Origin of the sequence: Pontibacter actiniarum, from assembly GCF_003585765.1 — a bacterium.
In the GTDB taxonomy this organism is placed as follows: Bacteria; Bacteroidota; Bacteroidia; order Cytophagales; family Hymenobacteraceae; genus Pontibacter; species Pontibacter actiniarum.
This window is the reverse complement of record NZ_CP021235.1, coordinates 417255-441086: the sequence shown is the minus strand read 5'-3', so window position 1 is coordinate 441086 and position 23832 is coordinate 417255. Positions and strand designations below refer to the sequence as shown.

The 23832-nt window shown below is 55.0% G+C and carries 24 protein-coding genes; 16 read left to right on the top strand and 8 right to left on the bottom strand.

Translation table 11 applies throughout. The annotated features are described in order from the left end of the window. Positions 1 to 80 precede the first annotated feature (80 nt). On the top strand, positions 81 to 2276 hold the full coding sequence (locus CA264_RS01890) for a M3 family metallopeptidase (protein ID WP_084196128.1): 2196 nt from the start codon (positions 81 to 83) through the stop codon (positions 2274 to 2276). 93 nt (positions 2277 to 2369) lie between these two features. Here CA264_RS01890 and CA264_RS01885 read toward each other — a convergent pair whose 3' ends face one another. Then, positions 2370 to 2825 carry a YybH family protein gene (locus CA264_RS01885; RefSeq protein ID WP_025604124.1) on the bottom strand — a complete coding sequence of 152 codons (456 nt, stop codon included), beginning with the start codon at positions 2823 to 2825 and terminating at the stop codon, positions 2370 to 2372. 86 nt (positions 2826 to 2911) lie between these two features. Beyond that, the gene (locus CA264_RS01880) at positions 2912 to 3475 is read right to left on the bottom strand and encodes a glycine zipper domain-containing protein (RefSeq protein WP_025604123.1); all 564 of its coding nucleotides are present in this window, start codon (positions 3473 to 3475) and stop codon (positions 2912 to 2914) included. Positions 3476 to 3857: 382 nt separating this feature from the next. On the opposite strand from CA264_RS01880, the gene CA264_RS01875 reads away from it, so the two are divergent. After that, positions 3858 to 4757: a YihY/virulence factor BrkB family protein gene (locus tag CA264_RS01875; protein ID WP_025604122.1), complete on the top strand. Its 900-nt coding sequence runs from the start codon at positions 3858 to 3860 to the stop codon at positions 4755 to 4757. Positions 4758 to 4861: 104 nt separating this feature from the next. Here the strand turns inward: CA264_RS01875 and CA264_RS01870 are convergent, their stop codons facing one another. Beyond that, positions 4862 to 5398 carry a YceI family protein gene (locus CA264_RS01870; RefSeq protein WP_025604121.1) on the bottom strand — a complete coding sequence of 179 codons (537 nt, stop codon included), beginning with the start codon at positions 5396 to 5398 and terminating at the stop codon, positions 4862 to 4864. 385 nt (positions 5399 to 5783) lie between these two features. Here CA264_RS01870 and CA264_RS01865 point away from each other — a divergent pair, with 385 nt between their 5' ends. The 6 genes from CA264_RS01865 to CA264_RS01840 all read left to right on the top strand — a co-directional run bounded on the left by CA264_RS01865 (position 5784) and on the right by CA264_RS01840 (position 11114). Next, positions 5784 to 6689 (top strand): bestrophin family protein, encoded by a 906-nt coding sequence (locus tag CA264_RS01865; protein WP_025604120.1) that lies wholly within the window; start codon positions 5784 to 5786, stop codon positions 6687 to 6689. A gap of 14 nt (positions 6690 to 6703) precedes the next feature. Further along, positions 6704 to 7330 carry a carbonic anhydrase family protein gene (locus CA264_RS01860; RefSeq protein WP_025604119.1) on the top strand — a complete coding sequence of 209 codons (627 nt, stop codon included), beginning with the start codon at positions 6704 to 6706 and terminating at the stop codon, positions 7328 to 7330. A gap of 274 nt (positions 7331 to 7604) precedes the next feature. Next, a complete protein-coding gene (locus CA264_RS01855) occupies positions 7605 to 8093 on the top strand; it encodes a DUF4168 domain-containing protein (protein WP_025604118.1) in 489 nt (162 codons plus the stop codon). 194 nt (positions 8094 to 8287) lie between these two features. After that, positions 8288 to 9259 (top strand): aldo/keto reductase, encoded by a 972-nt coding sequence (locus CA264_RS01850; RefSeq protein WP_025604117.1) that lies wholly within the window; start codon positions 8288 to 8290, stop codon positions 9257 to 9259. Positions 9260 to 9365: 106 nt separating this feature from the next. Beyond that, complete coding sequence (locus CA264_RS01845) at positions 9366 to 10424, top strand: ArsO family NAD(P)H-dependent flavin-containing monooxygenase (protein WP_025604116.1); 1059 nt, start codon at positions 9366 to 9368, stop codon at positions 10422 to 10424. Between the two features lie 240 nt (positions 10425 to 10664). Continuing rightward, positions 10665 to 11114 (top strand): GNAT family N-acetyltransferase, encoded by a 450-nt coding sequence (locus CA264_RS01840; protein ID WP_025604115.1) that lies wholly within the window; start codon positions 10665 to 10667, stop codon positions 11112 to 11114. A gap of 126 nt (positions 11115 to 11240) precedes the next feature. On the opposite strand, the gene CA264_RS01835 is transcribed toward CA264_RS01840, so the two are convergent. Beyond that, positions 11241 to 12491, bottom strand: a complete 1251-nt coding sequence (locus CA264_RS01835) for a multidrug effflux MFS transporter (protein WP_025604114.1) — start codon at positions 12489 to 12491, stop codon at positions 11241 to 11243. A gap of 170 nt (positions 12492 to 12661) precedes the next feature. On the opposite strand from CA264_RS01835, the gene CA264_RS01830 reads away from it, so the two are divergent. From CA264_RS01830 to CA264_RS01815, 4 genes are all read left to right on the top strand, one after another. After that, the gene (locus CA264_RS01830; protein ID WP_025604113.1) at positions 12662 to 12913 is read left to right on the top strand and encodes a DUF3820 family protein; all 252 of its coding nucleotides are present in this window, start codon (positions 12662 to 12664) and stop codon (positions 12911 to 12913) included. Positions 12914 to 13098: 185 nt separating this feature from the next. After that, a complete protein-coding gene (locus tag CA264_RS01825) occupies positions 13099 to 13830 on the top strand; it encodes a carboxypeptidase-like regulatory domain-containing protein (protein ID WP_025604112.1) in 732 nt (243 codons plus the stop codon). A gap of 2 nt (positions 13831 to 13832) precedes the next feature. Beyond that, complete coding sequence (locus CA264_RS01820; protein ID WP_025604111.1) at positions 13833 to 14114, top strand: GNAT family N-acetyltransferase; 282 nt, start codon at positions 13833 to 13835, stop codon at positions 14112 to 14114. A gap of 16 nt (positions 14115 to 14130) precedes the next feature. Continuing rightward, complete coding sequence (locus tag CA264_RS01815) at positions 14131 to 14802, top strand: outer membrane beta-barrel protein (protein WP_025604110.1); 672 nt, start codon at positions 14131 to 14133, stop codon at positions 14800 to 14802. An 86-nt stretch (positions 14803 to 14888) separates the two neighbouring features. Here the strand turns inward: CA264_RS01815 and gnd are convergent, their stop codons facing one another. Next, positions 14889 to 15788 carry a phosphogluconate dehydrogenase (NAD(+)-dependent, decarboxylating) gene (gene gnd, locus CA264_RS01810; RefSeq protein WP_025604109.1) on the bottom strand — a complete coding sequence of 300 codons (900 nt, stop codon included), beginning with the start codon at positions 15786 to 15788 and terminating at the stop codon, positions 14889 to 14891. A gap of 38 nt (positions 15789 to 15826) precedes the next feature. Further along, positions 15827 to 17350, bottom strand: a complete 1524-nt coding sequence (locus CA264_RS01805) for a gluconokinase (RefSeq protein WP_025604108.1) — start codon at positions 17348 to 17350, stop codon at positions 15827 to 15829. Positions 17351 to 17494: 144 nt separating this feature from the next. On the opposite strand from CA264_RS01805, the gene CA264_RS01800 reads away from it, so the two are divergent. Both CA264_RS01800 and CA264_RS01790 read left to right on the top strand, forming a co-directional pair. Next, a complete protein-coding gene (locus CA264_RS01800) occupies positions 17495 to 17812 on the top strand; it encodes a hypothetical protein (RefSeq protein WP_025604107.1) in 318 nt (105 codons plus the stop codon). A gap of 478 nt (positions 17813 to 18290) precedes the next feature. Beyond that, positions 18291 to 18731, top strand: a complete 441-nt coding sequence (locus CA264_RS01790; protein ID WP_025604105.1) for a hypothetical protein — start codon at positions 18291 to 18293, stop codon at positions 18729 to 18731. A 45-nt stretch (positions 18732 to 18776) separates the two neighbouring features. Here CA264_RS01790 and CA264_RS01785 read toward each other — a convergent pair whose 3' ends face one another. Next, positions 18777 to 19277 (bottom strand): META domain-containing protein, encoded by a 501-nt coding sequence (locus tag CA264_RS01785; protein ID WP_162912050.1) that lies wholly within the window; start codon positions 19275 to 19277, stop codon positions 18777 to 18779. A gap of 144 nt (positions 19278 to 19421) precedes the next feature. Next, entirely contained in the window at positions 19422 to 20324 is a 903-nt protein-coding gene (locus tag CA264_RS01780; protein ID WP_025604103.1) for a hypothetical protein, read from the bottom strand. Positions 20325 to 20607: 283 nt separating this feature from the next. Between CA264_RS01780 and CA264_RS01775 the strand changes: the two genes are divergently transcribed. Next, positions 20608 to 22407, top strand: coding sequence for a M61 family metallopeptidase (locus tag CA264_RS01775; protein WP_025604102.1), 1800 nt, complete (start codon positions 20608 to 20610; stop codon positions 22405 to 22407). A gap of 115 nt (positions 22408 to 22522) precedes the next feature. Then, positions 22523 to 23593, top strand: a complete 1071-nt coding sequence (locus tag CA264_RS01770) for an alkaline phosphatase D family protein (RefSeq protein WP_051364286.1) — start codon at positions 22523 to 22525, stop codon at positions 23591 to 23593. Positions 23594 to 23832 lie beyond the last annotated feature (239 nt).

The following is a 23832-nucleotide window of genomic DNA, read 5'->3' as shown; positions in this document are numbered from 1 at the left end:
GGTATTTTTTAGTAACTTGTGCTATAGTTATCGCTAACTATGTCTAAACTCTAACTATTATACCCTTACTACCTACTTATATGGGAAACCAGATGCTGTATGCCGGCAAAAAATCAAGCGTGCTTGTGATGCTGGCCTTACTCGGTTGCACCTCTACCCAACAGGGGCAGCAGTCGCAACAAACACCTACCGCCATGGAGCAACAAAAGCATACCGACAATCCTTTACTGGCCAAGTGGACAGGCCCTTACGGAGGCGTTCCTGCTTTCGACAAGATGGACCTGGCCGACCTGAAGCCAGCCATTGAACAGGGCATGGCCATACAGCTGGCCGAGATCGAGGCCATTGCCAACAACCCTGCCCCCGCTACCTTCGCCAACACCATTGAGCCCCTGGAGAAGGCGGGCGAGGAGCTGAACCGCGCCTTTACCTACTACAGCATCTGGAGCAGCAACAAGTCTTCGCCGGAGTTCAGGGCGATTCAGGCGGAGCTGGCCCCGAAGATTTCTGAGTTCAACTCAAAGATCTCCCAGAACGAGAAGCTGTTTCAGCGCATCAAAACGGTTTATGACAACTCCCAGAAAAAGGCCCTGCCGGCAGACCAGCAACGCGTAGTGCAGCTGGTGTACAAAGGCTTTGCCATGGAGGGCGCCAACCTGGATGCCGCTGCCAAAGCGCGCTATGCCGCTATCAACAAAGAGCTTTCGTCGCTCTACACCGCGTTCTCTAACAACATCCTGGCCGATGAGGAGAACTACGTTACCTACCTGACCAAAGACCAGCTGAGCGGCCTGCCGGAGTCGTTTGTGAAGGCTGCCGCCAAAGCCGCCGCCGACCGCGGCCAGGAAGGCAAGTATGCCGTAACCAACACCCGCTCGTCCATGGACCAGTTCCTGACCTACTCCGACGAGCGTGCGCTGCGCGAGAAAGTATGGAACACCTACTACTCCCGCGGCGACAACGGCGACGCCTCCGATAACAACGAGAACATCCAGAAGATACTCCAGCTCCGAAATGAGCGCGTAAAGCTGATGGGCTACGACAACTACGCCGACTGGCGCCTGCAGAACCGCATGGCTAAAACACCGGAGCGCGCCATGGACCTGATGAACGCCGTTTGGCCGGCTGCCATCGCCCGCGTGAAAGAGGAAGTGGCAGACATGCAGGCGGTGGCCGATGCCAGCGGCAAGAGCATCACGATCAAGCCGTGGGACTATCGCTACTACGCCGAGAAAGTGCGCCAGCAGAAGTATGACCTGGACTCTGACGAGGTAAAGCAGTACCTGGAGCTGAACAACCTGACGCAGGCGCTTTTCTTTACCGCGGGAGAGCTGTTTAACTACAAGTTTACGCCAGTGGCGGAAGGCGCTGTGCCTGTTTTCCACGAAGATGTGAAAGTATGGGAAGTAACCGACAAGACGACCGGAGAGCACATCGGCCTGTGGTACCTGGACCCATTTGCACGCCAGGGCAAACGCTCCGGCGCCTGGGCTTCGCCGTACCGCAGCCACACCACCTTCAACGGCAAGCAAACCGTGCTGGCCTCCAACAACTCCAACTTCATCAAGCCGGCTCCGGGCGAGCCAGTGCTGGTTTCGTGGGATGATGCGACGACCTTCTTCCACGAGTTCGGCCATGCGCTGCACTTCCTGTCGTCTAATGTGAAGTACCCGACGCTGAACGGCGGTGTGAGGGACTATACGGAGTTCCAGTCGCAGCTGCTCGAGCGCTGGCTGTCTACCGACAAGGTGATCAACCAGTTCCTGAAGCACCACAAAACGGGTGAGGTAATGCCGGCGGAGCTGGTGGCGAAGATCAAAAAGGCCTCTACCTTTAACCAGGGCTTTGCCACGACGGAGTACCTGGCGTCGGCCCTGATGGACATGAAGTACCACCTGGCAGACCCGGCAAGTATAGACCCGGATGCATTTGAGCGCGAAACGCTGGCGGCCATGAACATGCCAAGCGAACTGGTGATGCGCCACCGTTCGCCGCACTTCGGACACGTGTTCTCCGGGGAGGGCTATGCCACCGCTTACTACGGCTACATGTGGGCCGATGTGCTGACAGCGGATGCCGCAGAGGCGTTTGAAGAGGCACCGGGCGGCTTCTACGACAAAGAGGTGGCGGCCAAGCTGCGTAAGTACCTCTTCGCGCCTAGAAACTCCATGGACCCGGCCGAGGCTTACAGAAAGTTCCGTGGCCGCGACGCCAAAATCGATGCGCTGATGCGTGACCGCGGCTTCCCGGTTACAGAGCCGCAGTCGAAAAAGTAAAAGACGCGTTTCCTGCCCGCGCAGGAAACCTTCCATAAAAAAGCCTGGCAAGTATACACTTGCCAGGCTTTTTGTTTTCAGTTACTTCGGTGGCTAGTTCTTTGCCTGCACCGGCAAGCCCTCCAGCTGTGCATAGCTGAGCTTCCAGTTGCCGTCGGCTCCCTTTTTCCAAAGCAGGATAAAGTTACCCTCTCCTATCCCGTGCAGCTGGTCTGTGCCGGAGGGGAGCACATCCACAGAGAAAGTACCCGCCTCGTAGGCGATCTGCTCATCGGCACCTGTGCTTACTACATTCGTTTTCAGGTCGCTGATGGTGGGGTAAGTATCCTTTACCCACTTGTTGGCAACTTCAGACTTGCCGTTGAAGTGCGTTTCGCCCTGAATGAACTGCACATCGTCTGCCAGGAAGGAAATCACCTTCTCGGGGTCATCGTTGTTCCAGGCACTGATAAACTCCTGGTTCAGGCGCTGTATGTTTACCGCCTCTTTCTGCTGCGTGCAAGACGAAAGCACAACGGCAAAGAACAGGATAGACAAGTATCGTTTCATAAGTATCATCTTTAGTGTTTGCTTGTAAAAAGCCCAAACCTACAGGTCCGGGCTTAAGGTACATGAAATGCTGCGTATACGTTAGCTTACCAGCTTTTTCTCCTTACCTCAGAGGTGCTGTATGCGGTAGAGGGGTCTCCGTACGTGGGGTTCGGCAGGAAAGCAATGGTCATGATAGGGTCCTGGACCTCTGTGTAGTCGGCATAGGCAACTGCGGCCGGGGCCGGGGCAGCAAGCGCTTGCCTGGCTGGGGCGGCCGCTCTCTTTGCGGCAACTGTTTTTTTAGCCGGCGCGCTGGCAGGGGCACTGGCTGCAGCTACTGCTCTTGTCTCCCTAGCCTCGGCGGCGGCTCTTTCCGCGGCCGCTATACGTTCTGCCTCGGCAGCCCGTTCGGCCTCTTCTGCCTTGTTCTTGTTATCGATGCGCTTGCCAATTACATAGCCTGCGCCGCCACCTACTACACCGCCGACAACACCGCCTACCACGCGGTTGCGCTTGTGTATGATGGCACCTGCGGCGGCACCCGTTGCAGCGCCGATAACAGTGCCTTTTGCCTGTGGGCTTATCTTTCTATCCTGTGCCTCTCCCGGCTTGCTCAGCATGATTGATACTATAAAAACCAGGCTGAAAATGAATGTTCCTTTTTTCATAAACGTGTTATTTAGTCTTTAAAACAAACTGTCACGCATTTAGAGCAGTCATTTACAATTTGTATGCCACGCCGCCTCCGGCACATGCGCCAAAGCAGAGGCAGCTAGCTTCTAAAAAGCACAAAAAGCAACCTATCACACTGATTATCAACAGAAACAAACCAAACTAACGGGAGCAAAAAATGATACCAGAAACAGCGCGGCTGTACGGTTGCAGCTTAAAAGCAGCAGCAACGCTCACGCCTTTTACCGTACAGCCGCCTTCACCACCTAATGGTGCTCCTCTGCCCCACTGGGGTAAGTCGCTTTCCGGCAATGCCACCAACCAATGCGCCCGGTAAGCGTTATTCAACAGAGCCTGCAGTAAAGGCGGTAAAAGGGCATGGTAAAAAAACTGAAGCATTTCTTTACAAACACCTGGGAGATATTGAAGTACTCCAGACGGAACTTCCTGCAGGGCGAGCCGATCGTCTACAGTGCCGCTATTGCCTTCTTCACCATTTTCTCTCTTCCTGCCATCCTGATCATTCTTATGTTTGCCGGTTCTATTTTCTTTTCGGAAAGCACCGTGCGCTCCCAACTTGTGAAAGAGGTGGAAAGCCTGGTTAGCGAGCAGGCAAGCACGCAGGTGAGCTCCATACTGGAGAACGCCGTAGAGGCCCCCACCGGGTTCTGGGGAATAACCATAGGCCTGGTCATTATCATCCAAAGCTCTACCATCACGTTCTTTATTATACAGAAGGCGCTGAACGCCGTGTGGCAGGTACGGACAAAACCTGGGGTGGGGTTGGTGCAACTGCTGAAAAACAGGCTTTCAGCGCTGGCGATGGTAGCGAACCTGGGCCTGCTGTTTGCCCTCAGCCTGCTGTTCGACACCCTGGTGGCGATGCTTGGCGATCAGCTGCGGATGCTGCTGGAGGAGCACTTCTCCTCCACCATCCAGGTTGTAAACACCGTCTTCTACCTAACGATAGTGTACGTCTTCTTCACTGCGATACTCAAGATCCTGCCCGATGTGAAGGTGCCCTGGAAGGATGCCTTGATGGGTGGGGCCATCACGTCCCTGCTCTTCCTGATCGGCAAGCAGATCATTAACTTCCTGCTCGGGCGCATGGTTATCTCCGGTATCTATGCGGCGGCGGGCTCTTTGGTCATACTGCTGCTGTGGGTCTTCTACTCCTCCGTTATCCTGCTGTTGGGTGCGGAGGTTACCAAGGCCTATGCCCACAACCGGGGCCGCGAAGTGCAGCCCAAGCCGATCGCTACCAAGTATGAAAAGTAGCAGCAGTACAAGCCGCCCATCCCCGGCCCGTAAACAAAAAGAGCTGCCTTACCTGAAAGCAGCTCTTCCTGATTATCTCCACTTAGCTCTATAAGGCAAAGTGCTTAGCCTTGCTTTACCAGCTGGATGTCGCTGTTGAGTTTGATCTCATCGCTCACCACCACACTACCGGCTTCTGTTACCGCGTCCCAGGACAGGCCGAACTCTTTACGGTTGATCTTGCCGGTGACGGTAAAGCCCGCTTTTGTCTGCCCGTACGGGTCCACAACGATACCACCGAACTCCACATTAACCGTTACCGGCTTTGTAGTGCCACGGATGGTGAGGTCCCCGTGCAGTTTGTACTGGTCGTCGGAGGCTTTCTCGAACTTGTTGCCTTCAAAGCGAACCTGGGCATGGTTGGCAGCGTCGAAAAAGTCGGGCGATTTCAGGTGCGTGTCGCGCTGCTCGTTATTGGTGCTGATAGAGTCCACATCAGCCGTAAAAACAATGCGCGAGGCCTTTGTGAAGTCCTCGTCTTCTGTCTCCACCTCTACGTTATACTTGCTGAAATACCCCGTTACGGTCGTAATCATCAGGTGCTTCACCTTAAACTGTACCTCGCTGTGCGTCGGGTCTACGACCCATTTTGTTGTAGCCATAATCTGTGATTTTTAGGTTTGTTGTATCTTCAAACGCCGCCGGCATGCCTGCGGCATGGGTTAGCTGCGCTCGTGTGTCTGAGGATTGGCAGGCATCGATTAATAATACCTACATAAAATGTATGTACATTAAAATCAAGGCAAATGTTGCAGAGCTATTAAAAGCTCTGCAACCACCCTGTTAATTAGCGCCTTATTAAGCAAAACGTTGGTTTGGGCCGCTAAGTTGGCAAGGCCGACTTGGTGGCATAACACAGACCGACACAAGCCGCTTTGGGCTACAGGTGCGTCTAACTATTCCCGAAAAGATGGCGTAGAATAGTTTCCGGCACACCGCGCTGTGCGCTTTTACAGGCGATTCTTAGAAACTCGATAAACACTCCGTATGCTCATAGACAAAACGATTCCCTTCAGCTACATGCTCAACAAAGTAAAGTATGACGTGCTGCGGGTATTGCTTTTTTCTGTGGCTTTCCACCTCCTGAAACATTTTTTCACCGATTACTTGCCGCCTGTTCCGTTTCAGCTGCCGGCTATCCTGGGTACCTCCATCTCCCTTATACTTGCTTTTAAACTTAACCAGTCGTACGACCGCTGGTGGGAGGCCCGCAAAGTATGGGGTGCCATTGTAAACGACTCCCGCTCCCTGGTGCTGCAGCTAAAAGGCTTCGTGGACGAGGAGCGGACGGAGCCGCGGCAGCTGCTGCACCGGATGGCCTACCGCCAGATTGCCTGGTGCTACAGCCTGGGGGAGTCGCTGCGGGGGAACGAGCCCATTAAGGAAGAGCAGGAGGCCAACCTGTCGCCGGAGGAGATAAACTACATCCGGAAGCACAGCAACAAGCCGCTGGCCCTGCTCATGTGCCACGTGCACGACCTGAAAGCCCTGCTTCGGCTTGAGGCGGTAAACCCGTACCAGCAGGTGCAGCTCGACAGCACCCTCACCCGCCTCTGCGAGTCGATGGGCAAGGCCGAGCGCATCAGGGGCACCGTGTTTCCCGTTACCTATAAGCTGATCGTGCACTTCTTTATTTACCTCTTCCTGGTGGTGCTGTCGCTGGCCCTGGTCGAGACGATAGGCGTGTATGAGATTCCGGTCCTGACTTTTATCGCCACGACCTTCTTCCTGATAGAGAAAACGGCGCGGCACATGCAGGACCCCTTCCGCAACAAGCCCACTGACACACCCGTCACGGCTATTGCCAGAACCATCGAGATCAACATTAAGCAGATACTGCACGACGCGGATGTGCCCAAGCCTTTAGCCGCAGAGAAGTACTACATTATGTAACCAACTACCATACCATGAGAACACATACCAAAGAAACGCAGAGCAGCATGACGCCGGAGAAGGCGATTCAGTTTCTGAAGGAGGGAAACGAGCGCTTTGTCAACAACCTGAAAGCCAACCGGAACCTCCTGCAGCAGGTGAACGAGACCTCTACGGGCCAGTTTCCCTTCGCTGTCATACTCAGTTGCATCGACTCCAGAACTTCGGCCGAGCTGATTTTTGACCAGGGCCTGGGAGACATCTTCAGTATCCGGATTGCCGGCAACATTGTAAACGAAGACATACTGGGCAGCATGGAGTTTGCCTGCAAGGCAGCGGGGTCCAAGCTGGTTGTGGTGCTGGGCCACACAAGGTGCGGCGCCATTACGGGGGCCTGCGACCATGTGGAGCTGGGGAACCTGACAGGGCTGTTGAAGAAGGTGGAGCCGGCCATTGAGCGCGAAACACAGACCCAAACAGAGCGGAACGGCAAAAACACAGACTTCGTAACGCATGTAACCGAGAACAACGTACACCTGGGCATGGAGCAGGTCAGGAAGCAGAGCCCCATCCTGGCGGAGATGGAGCAGAACGGGGAAATCCGTATTATCGGGGGCATGTACGACGTGGAGACCGGCAGAGTCGATTTTTACGAAGCATAGCCAACCGCTGTCGCCAGCCTCACCCTGCGCAGCCGCTGCCACACCAGCCGCGCACGCCGCCAAAACATAAGGAAAAGAGCATAAGCTTTGACTTACAGGAGATTATTTTGCCTTTGGCGTCATAATTGTTTATACTTAACTAGGTGCGGATTTCTGTATGGCCGTTCAACTGGCCGTTCCACAGCCCATTCTTTCGTTGGTGCACCTCACCGGCAAATGGTATCCGTACCTGCCCTAAATTTATTTTTAACCCAATCCTAACCAAAACCACTATATGGTATTATTCAAGAAAGGGACCATTGCAGCTGCCTTTGTCGCGACTTCTCTTTGCTTCGGGCAGGCAGCCTTCGCACAACAGACAGCGGCTCCGCAGGAGCAGCAAACCTCACAGACCTATTCTGACGAAGAGCTGAGAAGCTTTTTAGACGCGAACACCAAGGCGACCGAGATCCAGAAGGAGAGCCGCACGGCCCTGGTGTCTGCCATTGAGGAGCAGGACCTCAGCGTTGACCGTTTTAACGAGCTGGCAAAGGCTCACCGCCAGAAAAAGCTGGAAGAAGTGGCCGAGAACCCTGAAGAGATCGCCGCTTTCAGCACGGCGGCCCAGGCTATTGTACAGCTGCAGCCCGAGGTGAAAGAGAAAGTAGAGCAGGCCATTGAAGAAGAGGGCCTGACGATGGAGGAGTATAACAACATCCTGAAAGCCTATAAAGAGGACCCTGCCGTACAGGCACAGATCCGAAAGGTAATGGCAGCTGAGTAGCAGCAGCCAAGCCGAGAGAAGCGCTTCCCTTACCAGAGGAGCGCTTTTTTTGTTTTGTTAGGGCATGCAACCGCACCTCCGCCAAAGACCTTAAAACTATTCGGGCAGGGCGGCAGTACTCCTGACAGGCTGGCGGACCCTCCATCGCCGGATTTATTTTATACCTTAAGGAGACAAACATAAAGAGACAGGCAATGCAATACAGACGATTTGGCCGCACAGGCTGGAAAATAAGCGAGGTAGGCTACGGCATGTGGGGCATGGCCGGCTGGAAAGAGTCGGATGACCGGCAGTCGGAGCGCTCCCTGGATTTAGCCGTAGAGAACGGCTGCAACTTTTTTGACACGGCCTGGGGCTACGGAGAAGGCCACAGCGAGAAGCTGCTGGGGCAACTGCTGAAGCGCCACCCGGAAAGGCAGCTGTACATGGCCACGAAAATACCGCCCAAGAACTTTACATGGCCCTCCAAACCGGAGTTTAAGCTAGAGGATGTTTTCCCGGCGGAGCATATCATCGCGTACACCGAGAAAAGCCTGAAAAACCTGGGCGTGGAGACGATCGGCCTGCAGCAGTTTCATGTGTGGGAAGATGCCTGGGCGGATAACGAGGAGTGGCAACGTGCCGTGGAGAAGCTCAAAGCCGACGGTAAGATCCAGCACATGGGCGTGAGCGTGAACCGCTGGGAACCGCAGAACGTGCTCCAGACCCTGCGCACCGGCCACATCAGCGCCGTGCAGGTTATCTACAACATCTTTGACCAGGCGCCGGAAGACGAGCTCTTCCCGCTCTGCGAGCAGCTGGATGTGGGCATTATTGCCCGCGTGCCCTTTGATGAAGGCACCCTGACCGGCAACCTCACCAAAGGCACCACGTTTCCGGAAGGTGACTGGCGCAACTCCTACTTTGTACCGGAAAACCTGAACAGCAGTGTGGACCACGCAGAGGCGCTTCGGCCGCTGGTGCCGGAAGGGATGACCATGGCCGAGATGGCGCTGCGCTTTATCCTGAGCAACCCGCAGATCAGCACCACCATACCCGGCATGCGCAAAGCCAACCACGTAGCGGCCAACCTCGGCACCAGCGACGGCAAGGGCCTGCCACAGCAGCTGCTGCAAGAGCTAAAAGGCCACCGCTGGGACCGCCAGCCAACGGAGTGGTCGCAGTAAGCACGTAAGCCGGATATCCTCCTGCGGGAGCTTCCGTATGAACACGTAGCACAAGAGCCCTGACTTTTAAAACGGTTGGGGCTCTTGTGTATAAGCAAGGCAAAAAATGCAAGAAACATTTGATACGATCATAATCGGGGGAGGCCAGAGTGCCCTTGCCTGTGCGTACTATCTCAGGAGGACGGGCCTCTCCTACCTCCTGCTCGATAACCAGCCGGAAGCGGGCGGCTCCTGGCTTAAGGCCTGGGACTCCCTTAACCTCTTCTCCCCCGCCGAGTTCAGCAGCCTGCCGGGCTGGCTCATGCCCAAAACGTCCCATGTGTACCCTACGCGCGCGGAGACGATCTCATACCTCCAGAACTATGAGGACAGGTATAAATTTCCGGTGCAGCGGCCTGTACAGGTGCAGGATGTTTGTTTTAAAGAAGGGATCTTTGAGCTGAAGACGGATAAAGGCACTTACTATGCCCGTACCGTCATCAGCGCGACGGGCATTGTACAGCAGCCTTACATTCCCTCCTATCCAGGCCAGGACACCTACAAGGGCGCTTTGCTGCACTCCTCTGAGTACAGAAACCCGGAACAGCTGCAAGGGAAACGGGTATTGGTAATAGGAGGCGGAAACTCCGGTGCACAGCTCTTGGCAGAGGTCTCGAAGGTAGCCGATGCGACGTGGGTAACTTTGCGGGAGCCGTCCTTTCTGCCAGACGAGGTGGACGGCAGCGTGCTATTCGACATAGCCTCTGCGAAATACTACGCCCTGCAGAAAGGGGAAGCCTTAGACCCGGACAAGTATAACCTGGGGAGTATTGTGATGGTACCCTCGGTGATAGAGGCGCGGGAGCGCGGTGCGCTGCAGGCAGTGCGCCCTTTTGATGCCTTTTATGAACAGGGCGTGATCTGGCCAGACGGCCACAAAGAAGCTGTGGACGCGGTTATCTGGTGTACAGGCTTTGGCTATGCCCTCGATCATTTGCAGTGCCTGGGCCTGGTGAAGGCAAGCGGAAGGGTGGTTACAGAAGGCACCAAGGCTGTGGAAAGGCCGGGGCTGTGGCTCGTAGGATACGGCGGCTGGACAGGCTTTGCCTCTGCTACCCTTATCGGCGTGGGCCGCTCTGCCAAAGAAACCGTTAAACAGGTGCAGGCATACTTACAGCAGGCTTAAGGCTCCCTCCCAATCGCGGCTCCAACCACTACATCTTGCCCGCTTCTGTCAGCAACGGGCAAGATGCGGGATAAGCCTCTCGCTCTACTCGGGCTTACATTTCGTTAGGGTCCACCCCGTTTTGTGCCTCCGATTGCTTACATTTGAAGCTTTAAGAAGACAGACACCCTAAACGCAAAGCCCACAGCAACACCTGAGCGGCTGTTACTGCCGTGGCTGCCCTTACGACACCTGACAGACATGGAACCAACGTTTATCTGCAAGCCCTTTGCAGAACTTACCCCTTTTGAGCTTTATGACATGCTTCGGCTGCGGAGCGATGTTTTTGTAGTGGAACAGACCTGTGTGTTCCTGGACATGGACAACAAGGACCAGAAGTGCCAGCACCTGCTGCTATACAGGGGCAGCGAGCTTGTTGCCACGTCGCGCCTGGTGCCCCCGGGCCTCTCTTACCCCGACGCCATGTCTATCGGGCGCATTGTGAGCAGCAGGGCAGTGCGCGGAACAGGCGTGGGCAAGGTGCTCGTGGAGCGGTCCATTGAAGCGTGCTACCGCCTGTACGGCAACGGCCCCATTAAAATCGGGGCGCAGCTGTATGCCAAGGGCTTTTATGAGAGCTTTGGATTTGTACAGTCGGGCCCGGTGTATGACGAAGACGGCATTGACCACATAGAGATGACAAAGGCCTGATAAGCGCCTCTAAGCTAAAAAAGCCGGTTTGCAGCAGTTGCAAACCGGCTTTTTCGTTCCTGCCCCCGCGCAGGCCGGGGCTTCATCTGTTAGGGATAAGGTTCTCTTAGAGCGCCTTCTTTGGCATTAGTGCTCCATGCGGGTAGATACCAGCACAGAGGTATCGTCTTCCACCGCCCGGCGGCTGGCGCGGTGGCGGATGGTGCGCTTGCCCAACAGCAACAGCACCAAGCCCGTAACAGCGCAGCCAGCCATCACACTAACCATCGGTAAGGTAGTGCCCGTGTGAAAGATACTCACCGCCGCCGACATCAGGCCGCCCATGGCCATCCGGAAACTGCCGAGCAGTGCCGCGGCGCTACCGGTGTTCTTGGTGAACGGAGCCAGCGAAAGCGCGGTGGCGTTCGGGTTTAAAAGCCCCTGCCCCGTCAGGAAGATGAACAGCAGCGCGATAAGACTGTATTTGCCGTACCAGCCGTAGTAAGAGCCCACCACCAGCAACACAGCCACCACCGTCTGGTAGATCAGTGTGAAGTTGATCACCTGCTCGCTTTTATACTTGTTCAGGATGAAGTGATTAAGCTGTGTAGAGCCGATCATGGCAAAGGCCAGGAAGGCGAAGATCCAGCCGTACTCTTTCTCGCTCACGTGGTAAATGTTCATAAACACATCCGAAGAGCCCGCGATGTAGGCAAACGGAGCCGCAGTGGCAATGCCGCCAGCCAGCGCATATAACAGAAACTGCTCCTGCTTCAGCACCGAAAGGAAGTTTTTGATCACCGGCTTTGGCTTCAGGGAGATCGACTGGTCAGGTTGCTGGCCCTCTGGCAGCGCCACGTACACGCCCACCATTATCAGCGCCGTAATAGCGGCCAGTATGATAAACACGGCATGCCACCCGAAAGCCGCCGTTACGTAACCGCCCACCGTTGGCGCGATCATCGGCGAAACGGCGATCACCAGCGTAAGCAGCGAAAAGGCCTGCGCCGTTTTGTTCACCGGGAAAATATCCCGCACCAGCGCCTGCGCCGCCACCATGCCCGCGCAGCCTCCCACGGCCTGTATAAAGCGCATCATGATCAGCGAGTTGACAGAATCTGTATAGGCACAGGCCAGCGAGGCCGCTATGTAGATCAGCAGGCCGGCGTAGAGCGGGTTCTTACGCCCAAAGCGGTCGAGCAGGGGGCCGTAAAGCAGCTGCCCCACCGAGATGCCCACCAGGTAAGCCGTCAGCGAGAGCTGCACCTGCGCTATGGTAGCGTTCAGATCCTTCGAAATGGCCGGGAAGCCCGGCAGGTACATGTCAATCGAAAACGGGCTGATCGTGGCGAGCGCCCCCAGGATAAGTATGATAATGAAGTACTCTCTTTTTGTCATATATCGGATTTAAAAATCAAACCAAAGTTAAAACATCAATACAAATAAACCACCGCCTCTCCTGTAGCTTTGCCGGGGTGCTGTGCATGTATGACCGGGCAAATGGCAGCGGCGCAAGTTTATCTAACACCCAAACTTGGCACAATGTTCTCAAATTTTTACCTTGCCCCATGCAAACACCCGACGCCTCCCCAAACCCTGCCATTCTGCAGGAGCTCGTGAAGCACCAGATGCCCTTCGGCAAGTATAAAGGAAAGCTGCTCTGCGACTTACCGGTGTCTTACCTGGAGTGGTTCTGTAGCAAGGGGTTTCCGCCCGGAAAGCTGGGCATGCAACTGGCCACCATCTATGAGATCAAGATAAACGGGCTGGAATACCTGCTGGCGCCACTCAAGCGGCAAGCAAAAGGCCCGCAAAGGTAGTGCTTTTCTGCCACTCCGCAGCCCCCTGCCTTTACAAAACCAGCCCGACAGCAGCCTCCCTTCCGGGGCCGCCGCACAAGGGGCTGCGCCTCTCCCCGCCGGGCAAATATTAAAGTATAGGAATATGCATAATATTCCCGCTAATTTCCTATCTTGAAGTATAGAACCATTCTTAGCTTCTTCTGATGATAGCACCTGGCAAGCTGCAACGGTACCTCTTGGCGCTGGTTTTACTTTGCTGCGCCCCGGCCTGCAGCAGGCAAGAGGATGACTATATCAGCAAGTACTGCCCCGGCTCCTGCACCGTTATAAAAGGGCACCTAACAGATGCCACCGGCACCCAACCTGTGGCAGGTGTTACGCTGCTGGCCAGGTGGCACAAATCCTACAGCCCGGGGAGCAGCCTCAGTCGTAAGAAAGCATTTGCAGTAAGCGACGCAGACGGCAACTACACGCTCCGGTTTCTGTTGCGGGATGATGAACTAAGCGAGGGCGTTTTTGAACTCGTCACCAGTCTGGAGCAGGAAACCTACACCAGCTGCTTTCCCTTAGCGAGCGTTTACATCGGCGATATCGGCCGCGATACCACCGTAATTCAAAACATCACCCTGGCTCCCACAGCCTCCGCCACACTTGATTTTACTGTTGCGCCTGAGCAGGGGCTCCGGCAGGGCGACCGCTTTCAGGCAATGTTCACGTACAAACTTAGCCCCACCGACCCGGACAGCTGCAGCCAGGCTTTCGAGTTCCTCCTCAGCAGCCAGGAGGCGTACGAAACCACAAGAACCTTCTTGCTGCCGGCCAACATACCGCTGGCCCTGTACATCGATAAAACAAAAAACGGCGTAAAGAGCAGGGAAAAGAAAACGATAACGCTGCGGCCGGACGAGCGCAGCACCTACGAAGCAAGATTTTAAGGATGGATTACCCGATTGTACACGAAGAGAAGTACCAGCAGTTTACCGCTAAGCTGGGCGGTGACAAAGAAGCTGAGGTGGCTTATGCAAAGCCAGAGGAAAACGTGCTTAACCTGCTGCACACCTATGTGCCCGATGCTTACCGGGGGCAGGGCCTGGCCACGGAGCTCATCACCACGGCGCTGCAGTACGCCCGGCAGCACAACTACAAGGTAATGGCTACCTGCGGGGCAGTGAAGAAGTTCATGCAGCAGCACCCTGAGTACCAGGACCTGCTGCACTAGATTTATACCTGTGCCGATGAAGCCGTTTATACTTTGCCTGTGTGCAGCTTTCCTGGCCTTTACGGCCACAGCCCAGAGCCAACCTTTGCCTGAGGCCCGGCACCGGGTGAGCCTGCAGCTGGGCATTGCCTATCCGAACGGCGAGTACAACAGCTCTTCTTTTGAGGATGACTACCCGGCTTTTGCGCGGGAGGGCCTGCTACTGACGGGCGAATACCGCTACAGCCTTCACAAGCACTGGGCAGCCGGCGTGTCGGTGGCCTACCGAAACAACGGCTACGACCTGGATGCCCTTGTGCAGAGTGCCGATGAGCTGGTGACAGCAAAGGACTCCGAAGCCTGGCGTTCGGTTTTTACACTGGCCACGCTCTACTACACGCTGCCGCTTGGTTCTGCCGAGCTTTACGCCAAAGGCGCTGCCGGGGCCTCCTTTAACCGCAGCGCCTCCTGGCAAGTGAGCACCACCTACGGCAACATACGCATGCCCGAGGACAAGGCCACCGCCCTGGCACTGGGGTGGGCCGCAGGCTTTAACGTCCCTATCAGGCCGCTAATAGTCGGTTTTGAAGCCGGTATACTTTACACCAGGCCTACATTCACGGTGCAGGATGCGCAGGGGAATCCTTTCCGGCACCGGCAACCGATGCACTCGTTTAACACCAGCGTAGGGCTCAGCTATGCTTTCTAACGTATGGCTGTGCAAGGCTCATACTTCCGGTCACACAAACCTATAGATAGCGTTGCCTGTTCGTGCCGCTACACCAGGTTGAGCCCCTACTCCGCCTGCTCCACTTTGTGCCCGCCAAACTCGTTGCGCAGCGCCGCCACCACTTTTCCTGAGAACGTATCGTTCTCCTGCGAGCGGTAGCGCATCAACAGCGAGAGCGCAATAACAGGGGTGGGCACCTCCATTTCCAGGGCCGCCTCCACGGTCCATTTTCCCTCGCCGGAGGAGTGCATGATGCCCCTGATTTTAGAAAGGTCCGGATCTTTGCCAAAGGCGTTTTCCACCAGCTCCATAAGCCAGCTGCGCACCACCGAGCCGTGGTTCCACACCCGCGCCACCTCTTTGTAGTTGAGGTCGAAATCGCTTTTATGGAGCACCTCGAAGCCTTCGGCAATGGCCTGCATCATGCCGTACTCCACGCCGTTGTGCACCATCTTCACAAAATGCCCGCTCCCCGACTTACCGGTGTACAGGTAACCTTTCTCCACCGACACATCCCTGAAAATCGCCTCGCAGTGGTCAAACGCCTCCGCATCGCCCCCGACCATGGTGCAGGCGCCGTGGCGGGCGCCGGAAAGGCCGCCGCTGGTGCCGCAGTCCAGCAGGTGGATGCCCGACAGCTTAAGCTTGGTAGCGCGCATCACGGTGTCTTTGTAGTTGGAGTTCCCGCCATCGATCACGATGTCGCCCATCGCTAAGTAGGGCGCCAGCTCCTTCAGCACGGCATCGGTGGGAGCGCCGGCCGGCACCATCACCCACACCACTTTACGGCCCTGCAGTTGCTGCGTCAGCTCCCCTATGGAAGGGGCCGTGGCAACGCCTTCCTTCGAGATAGCCTCCATCGTTTCCGCCGAAATATCGAAGGCAACCACTTCGTGCTGGTGATCGCGGAGGTTCAGGGCCAGGTTGTAGCCCATTTTACCCAGTCCAATTAGTCCTATCTGCATGTCTTTCTCTTTTTCTGATGTATCAGCTTTATGTATACTTATGCGTTGTTGAGCTGTTCGAAACTTTCCTTCAGCTTGGGGTAGAGCGCCTCAAAAACGGCGTAGCCCTTGGCATAGGTTCTGTGGCTTTCCATATCCGGCTCGTAGGTTCTGCTTACCCGGATCATGTGCTCCGCCTCCTCCAGCGAGGGGAGCAGCTGAAGGGCGTACATGCCCATGAGCGCAGCCCCGAAGGCCGAGCCCTCGGGCGTCTCCGTAAGCTGCACCTTTTTACCCGTCACATCGGCCAGCATCTGCACCCACAGCTCCGAAAACGAAAAGCCCCCGTTGGCATAGATGCACGAAATCGGGCCTACCGTCTGCTCCAGCGCCTGCACCACGCTGTTCACGCCAAAGATCACCCCTTCCATGACCGCCCGCAGGAAATGCGCCCGGGAATGGTTGTAGTTCGCCCCGATAAAGCAGGCGCGGGCCGCGCCGTCCCAGATCGGTGCCCGCTCCCCCAGCAGGTAAGGCAGAAACAGCAGCCCATCGGCACCCGCACTAATGGACTCAGCCACCTCGTTCAGCAGCTCATAGATATCCTGATCCTTGGCCATGGCTTCTGCCGTTTCGGCGGCGTAAAACGTGTCGCGGAACCAGCGCAGGGCCACTCCGCCGTTGTTTACCGCCCCTCCCAGCACAAAGTGGTCCTTGTTTAAGGCATAGCTGAACACGCGCTCCTGCAGGTCGGTGGCCGGCTTGTTGGACATGACGCGCACGGCACCGCTGGTCCCTATCGTGACAACGGCCTCGCCGGCGCGCACGGCATGGGAGGCCAGGTTAGCGAGGCACCCGTCGCTTGCCCCGATCACAAAAGGAGTATCGGCAGGGATTTTAAGCAGCGACGCATAGGCCGGTTTGAGCTCCCTGAACGTGTAGGTGGGCGGCACTGGCTCTGGCAGTTGCTCCGGCTTTACGCCCGCCACCTCCAGGGCATCCTGGTGCCACTCAAACTCAAAGATGTTGAACAGCCCCATGGCCGAGGCAACAGACTGGTCTACTTTATACTGGCCGAACAGCCGGTAGAGCACATACTCCTTGATACCGATGAATTTGGCCGCCTGCCCGAACAGCTCCGGCTGCTCCTGCCGCAGCCAGCACAGCTTGGGCAACGGCGACATGGGGTGCACGGGTGTGCCCGTCTGCAGGTATATCTTGTGCCCGACGGGGCTGTTCCGGATTTCGTCGGCGCAGGCGTGGCTGCGGGAGTCGGCCCAGATCAGGCAGCGGGTCAGCGGCTCGCCAGCGGCATCCATCAGGATCAGGCTGTGCATGGCGCTGCTGAAACTCACGCCCTCCAGTTTGCAGCCGCGCTGCTGCTGCCACTCGAGCACCTTGCCAAGCGTGCTCAGCACCGCCTCCAGCACCTGCTCCGGTTCCTGCTCGGCCTGCCCCGGCTCCTCGCTTAGAATCGGGTACTCTACCGTCTGGTAATACAGCACCTCCCCCGTTAGCCCGAAGGCCACGGATTTGGTGCTGGTTGTGCCGATGTCTACGCCGATAATAGAGCTTTGCTGCATGTGGTTCCGCTTTTACAGTAGCTTACGTAGTTACGGGTTTAGGTTATACATACAGGGCGTTATACTTCGAAAAACACGCTTCAAGGCTTATCTGCGTACTTACTTTCCCGTATACTCCCTGCTGCCCACCTGCAGCGGCTGCCTATGAACCTGCTTCTATCCCTTTTCCTGTTCTGCCTGTCTGCGGCGTGGCCACAGCCGCCTGTGGCCTGCCCGGGCAATTGCGCCGCAACAGTACAGCCCGGGCAGCGCGGTGAGGCAAAGCCGGCGCACAGGCAGGCCCTGCAAAACGACACCGCTCTGGCCCTGCTGCAAAACGCGTCTTCTGCCGTGCCTGCTCTTTGTGTAAGGCTTTCGTGCATGGCCGCTCCGTTTCTGGCGGCAACCGACACAGGTTTTACACAGCAGCGCTACCTGCTGCGCTCCTGCACCCAGTGGTGCCTCAGGGCGGAAGGCCCGTAACCACACATTACCACCTGATCTACTGCACCTTGCCCGGCAACTGCTTCTGCACGTTTACCTGTAGCCGCGCTGAGCCGGCATGTGCTGGTTTCCAAGTATCCACCTTGATTTTTATACACAGATGGGATATCTAACCTTATTAGCCATGCTGGCCTTACTGGGCCTGCTGACGGTGTATTTCCGCTATGAGGAGCGCCAACGGCTGAAGAAGCAGAAGTAACCGCCTAAAAAAGGTCTCCGGGCACAGCGCCCGGAGACCTTTTTTAGGCGCGGCAAACGCCTGTGCAGCTGTGGATAGCTGTGGATAAAGTATGGAAATGTAGATAAGCTGTGGGTAGCGCGAAAGATGCAAACGTATAACATATTGCTTTTCAGCTATTTTTATCCCATAGCCCCGGCGCGCCCTCTCCCAGGCGTGTAAAATTTGTCCACATTCACATTTCATACATACTGATTACCTATTTTTGTAAAGGAAAACATGCTTACACAAACAGGTAACGAGCTGCAGACAATGATCAAGACAAACACACACAGAGGCGAAGTAATACGCGATGCCATTAAGGCAAGTGGGGTAGCGATAGGTGTAGTGGCCGAGAAGATGGGCATCAGCCGCAAAACGCTTTACAACAAGTTTAAGGAGTCGAGCATTCCGTACAGCTTTATCCTGAAGCTGGGCGAGATTATCCACCACGACTTTTCACAGGATTTCCCGCATCTGAGTAAAACTGTAAAAAAAGAGGCTCCCAAGCCACAGCCCCAGATGAGCACCAACCTGCTGCTGCCCTTCGACGGGGAGCCACAGGAAGTGTACAAGCCCAACAACCTGCGCGAGTGCGAACAGGAGCTTGTAAACCTGCAGCGCAAATACATCAGCCTGCTCGAGAAGTTTAATGAGCTGCTGCTGAAAACGCAGGTGTAGTAGCCCGCCGCTCCGGCCTGCAGCAGCGGGCCTTGCCTTCCTGTTTTAATAGATGCTCACGCTGTCCAGCTCCGGCACAATGTCCTCGGGCACTTCGTTGTCGATGCTCTGCTCCGTGCCCGTCATAAAGGTGGCCACGGCGGTGCCTTTGTTGTACAGGATAAGTATGTTGTCGGTAATGCGGTAGCTGTCCACGCTCCGCAGTACGTTCATAAGCTTGTTTTCCTGCTCCATATCCGGGCAGGCCATGCGGGTGGTGCTCAGGTTAACGAGCTGCAGGCGCTCGCCGCCCTCCTCATACTTGCCGAAGAATTTGTTGCACCCGGTAAAGCCGTGCACATCGTTCTCGTTCTCCTGAAAGCGGATGAAAGCGGTTTTGGTGTCCTGCGGGCGCTGCACATCCTGCCCCTCCAGCGATACAAGGCTCCAGTAGGCATCCTTGATGGTGTATACTTCTGAGGCTAACTGCGCCTTTTGCGCCGTGCAACCTGCGCCCACCAGGATGGGCAGCAGCAGGGCCGGCAATATTCTTATCAATCTTTTCATAGTTGCTTTATTCTGTCTAAACATAGGCCACGGCCCTTTGCTTTGGGCAGCGGCTGCATTCTGTTTACGCAAGCACCCGGCTAAAGTATGGCACAAAAAAAGTCCACAGGGCTAGCTGTGGACTTTCTGTTGGAGTGGCGGCTGTTACGCACGCGGGGTTTCGTTGCCGTAGCTGCTAATGCCGGAGTTGGCTCCGTAGTCTGGCCCGGAGGTCTCGCCGGGGCGGCGGTATCGGCTGCTGCGCTCGCTGTAGTCGTTGTTATCGCTTACATATGAGCGGTTGTTGGCGTAGAGGCCGGTGGCGTAGTTCTCGTCGCGGCCGGAGTTGCCTCGGTCCGTTCTGCGGATCTCGCCACGGTCGCTGTAGTCGTCGCGGTCGCTGCGGCCCTCGTACATGCTGCGCCTGTTGTCTCTGTCGTAGTCGTTTTCCCAACGGCTGCGCGGCTGGTCGCCACGGTCGTAGTAGGCATCCGTACCCAGCATGTTGTAGCCTCGGTCTGAGCGCCCTCTGTAGCTTTTGTTGTCCTCGTCGCGGTTAAAGTCATCGTACCTGCGGCCCTGCCCGCTGTAGCGGTAGCTGTTGTCCTGGCGGCTGTAGCGGTCACTGTCTGAGGAGCCGGCGCTGTAGTTGGTGCCGCGCGATGTGCCGGTGGTGCCGTAGTTATCGTGGTCTTCCCAGCCTGTGCCCCTGCTGCTGCGGTAGCCTCCCCCGCTGCGGCGGTTGCTCATGTACGGGTTCGGGTCGCCGTAGTGATAGTGGTCGTTGCTGTCGGATGCGCCGCGGTAGCTGCTGGCGTCATAGCCTGCCACTGGCCCGCCGCCGTAGTTCACGTTGGAACCCGTGCTGCGCACGTTGCGGTACTCTGCATCCTCGTCCCGCATGCCGTAGTAATTGCCACGGTGGTTGCTGTAGCGGTCTCTGTAATTCTCAAAGCTTTCGTCGCGGTCGCGGTTGCTGTAGCGGTCGTTATAGTACCTGTCGTCGCGTTCGTTGTGGTGGAGTTTATACTCAAATTCGCGGTGGTACCGTGGGTCGTTTCTTTCCATAGGTATAGGTTCTTTTAATTTTAAGTTGATACTCTACCTATAAACGCACCGCAGCCGCTTACGTTGGGTTCTACCGCCCCGTCGGCCCCGGATTCGGCCTTTTTTGCGTGGCGGGCTCTCCTGCTGCCAGCCACCTGCGCCAGTCTTTACCCTGCTCCTGCCCCGCCGCTCCCCGTACTGTTCCGCCAGGTTGGTCGATATCTTTGGCAGGTTCATCTAGTTCGTTAGTTTCAGAAAAATGATGTTTATACTTTTAGATAGATAAACCGCCATTTCCAAGCATATGAAGAAACTATCTGCAGCACTTGGCCTGTTAGCCCTACTTTCGCTGGCACCCAATGCAGAGGCTGCCAAAGGCCCTGAACTTACTTACAGCGTAAACTTAAACGACCGTGCTGACGACCGTTTTAAAGTAGCACTGGAAGTAAAAGGCCTGAGCGCCACCAACAACATTTTTCAGTTTGCCTCAACAGCACCCGGCACTTACCAAACCATGGACATTGGCCGCTTTGTGCATGAGTTTAAGGCCTACGACAAGAAAGGCCGTGAACTGGAAGTAAAGCAGGTAAGCACGAACCAATGGGAACTGAGCAAGCCAGAGAAAGTACGTAAAATCACATACCAGATTTCTGAAACCTGGGACACCCCTGTTAAAGAAAACAAGATTTACGGCATGTGCGGTACCTCTCTGGAGCAGGACCATGCTTTGATTAACGGGCAAGGTGTGTTTGGCTACTTGCAAGGCTTACAGGCACAACCCATGCGCATCAAATTAGAGCACCCGCAGGAATGGCTGGTAGGTACAGCATTGGCAAAAGACGCCAAAGGTTACTACACAGCCAACAGCTATGACCATATCGTGGATTCGCCAATCCTACTGGGCAACCTGACCAAGGCCGAAACCAATTACGAAGGCACCACCATCGATATTTATACTTACTCTAAAACAGGTAAAATAAAGTCTGAAGACCTGCTGCAGAATATGACAACCATGCTGGGTGCTGCCCATAAGTTTGTGGTTGATTTTCCGGTAGACCGCTATACTTTCCTGTATCATTTTGAGGATGCATCCTGGGGAGCATGGGAGCACTCTTACAGCTCAGAGTATGTGATGAAGGAGCAGAATTTAACGCCTGCTTATGCACAGCATCTGACAGATATCGCTGCGCATGAATTCTTCCATATCATTACGCCGCTCAACATTCATTCAGAAGTTATTGAGCGCTTCAACTTTGTGAAGCCAACGCCATCGCAGCATTTGTGGCTATACGAAGGCACTACCGAATGGGCTTCTGACATGATGCAGCTACGTGGCGGCATGATGGACCTTACTGCTTACCTTGACGACCAGCGTGAAAAGCTGACGATAGATGAGCAGATGGATAAAAACTATAGCTTGCTGAAGCTAGCGCTTACTTCTTATACCCCCGAAGGGCAGCAGCAGTACGGCAACATTTACATGCGTGGTGCAGTAGTAGCCACTTTGCTAGATATCCGTTTGCTAGAGTTGTCTGATGGCAAGCGTGGGCTGCGTGAAGTAATCAATGAGCTGTCTAAAGAGTATGGCCCTAACAAGGCTTTCCCTGAGAATGAATTCTTCGATGTATTTGCCGTCAAAACCTACCCAGAAATAGGTGACTTCTTTAACCGCTATGTTAAGAATGCAGAGCAGCTTCCGTTAGCCGAGTACTACAGCAAACTAGGCATTGACTATGTTGCTTCTGAAAAAACAGGTAAAAAAACAAAAGCATTAGGCTATACTTTCGCTGTGCCAGATGGAAAGCTTCGCCTGGTAAAAGTAGAAGGAGCCGCGCAACAGTTTGGCCTGCTGGAAGGAGATGCCTTGGTAGCACTAAACGGAAGCGAAATCACGCTACAGAATGCAAGCCAGGAGCTGCCAAAACTCGTTGCCCTGAACCCCGGCGACGCTTATACTTTAACGGTAGAGCGCAGCGGTAAAAATGTAGAACTGCAAGTAAAAATACTGGAGCAGGAAGCCGAGCTGAAGCACCAGTTTAAAGTGAATGAAGAGGCTTCGCCGAAGCAACTGGCCCTGCGCCAGGCCTGGATGAAGAATATGTAACAAAGAGTTTGTTGTTTGTTTATAATTTCCCTGGGTTAACCCCTGTGCCGCTGGCCCAGGGGTTTTCTTTTTAACGCACAGGAACCTTAGCTGTATTGCTACGTGTAGTGTTCGTATGCAGAAAAAACTCTTTATTAAAAGCTATTTAGGTGCTGTGGCACTTTCTCTGTTACTGCTTTTGGCTCCAGAACTTTATGCTACTGCTCTGGGTAAGGGCAATGCAAAGTCAGGTAATACCCGAATAGCGTTCGGTTCCTGCAACAGCCAGGCAGAGCCTCAACCGCTGTGGCCGAGCATTGTGGCCACCAACCCCGACCTTTGGGTGTGGCTCGGAGACAATATCTATGCTGATACCCATAACATGGATACTTTGGCTGCCAAATATGGCAAGCAGCTCCAGCACCCCGGCTACCAGGCACTACTTCAAACTACCCCTATAACCGGCACCTGGGACGATCATGATTTTGGCTATAACGATGCTGGTAAAGAGTTCGAAAAGAAAGCGGAAAGCCAGCAGCACTTCTTCAATTTTATGGGTGTGCCTGACACAGCAGCTGTACGAAAACAGGAGGGCGTATTCCGCAGCTACACGATAGGAGAAGGTGAGCAAAAGGTTAAGATATTTCTGCTGGATGTCCGTTACCACCGCGATAAGTTTAACAGGCTGTTTGGTCTTTACCTGCCTAACTTTGGCGGCGATGTGCTAGGAGAGGCTCAGTGGCAATGGCTGGAAAAAGAACTGAAGAGCAGCGATGCTAAGATTAACTTGATAGCAAGTGGTATGCAGATTTTACCAAATGGCCACGCATATTCCAGTTGGTCAGCCTTCCCGAAGGCTCGTAAACGCCTCCTGCACCTAATCGAAGCCACACATCCTGCTAATCCTATCCTGCTCTCCGGCGACAGACACGTAGGCGAAATAGCCAAGATAGAGCTGGAAGGTTACGAGCAACCTGTGTTTGAAATAACGTCCAGCGGCATGACCCACTTCCGTAACCCAAGTAAAAAAGGAAACAAGTTTAGAGTAGGCGAACAGGCCGGAGCGTTGAATTTTGGAGTACTGGATATAAACTGGGGCGACGAAGCCACCAAGGTGACTATGCAAATAAGAGGCTTGGAAAATAAAGTGTTGCTGGAACAGAAACTGGTATTCGAGCAAAAAGCAAATCCGCACGCACACCTCTAGCACTTGTCATAGTATAACTCGGCTCAGGCAAGTATAAAGCTGGTCACTTGCTACTCCCCCTTGGTTTAGAAAATTGTCCGAAACAGCTATACTTAAGCTTAGCTTCAGACCTAATTTTGGCCCCGGGGTGCGCAAAGTGATAGTCAAGAAACAGCTATACTTAAGCTTAGCTTCAGACCTAATTTTGGCCCCGGGGTGCGCAAAGTGATAGTCAAGAAACAGCTATACTTAAGCTTAGC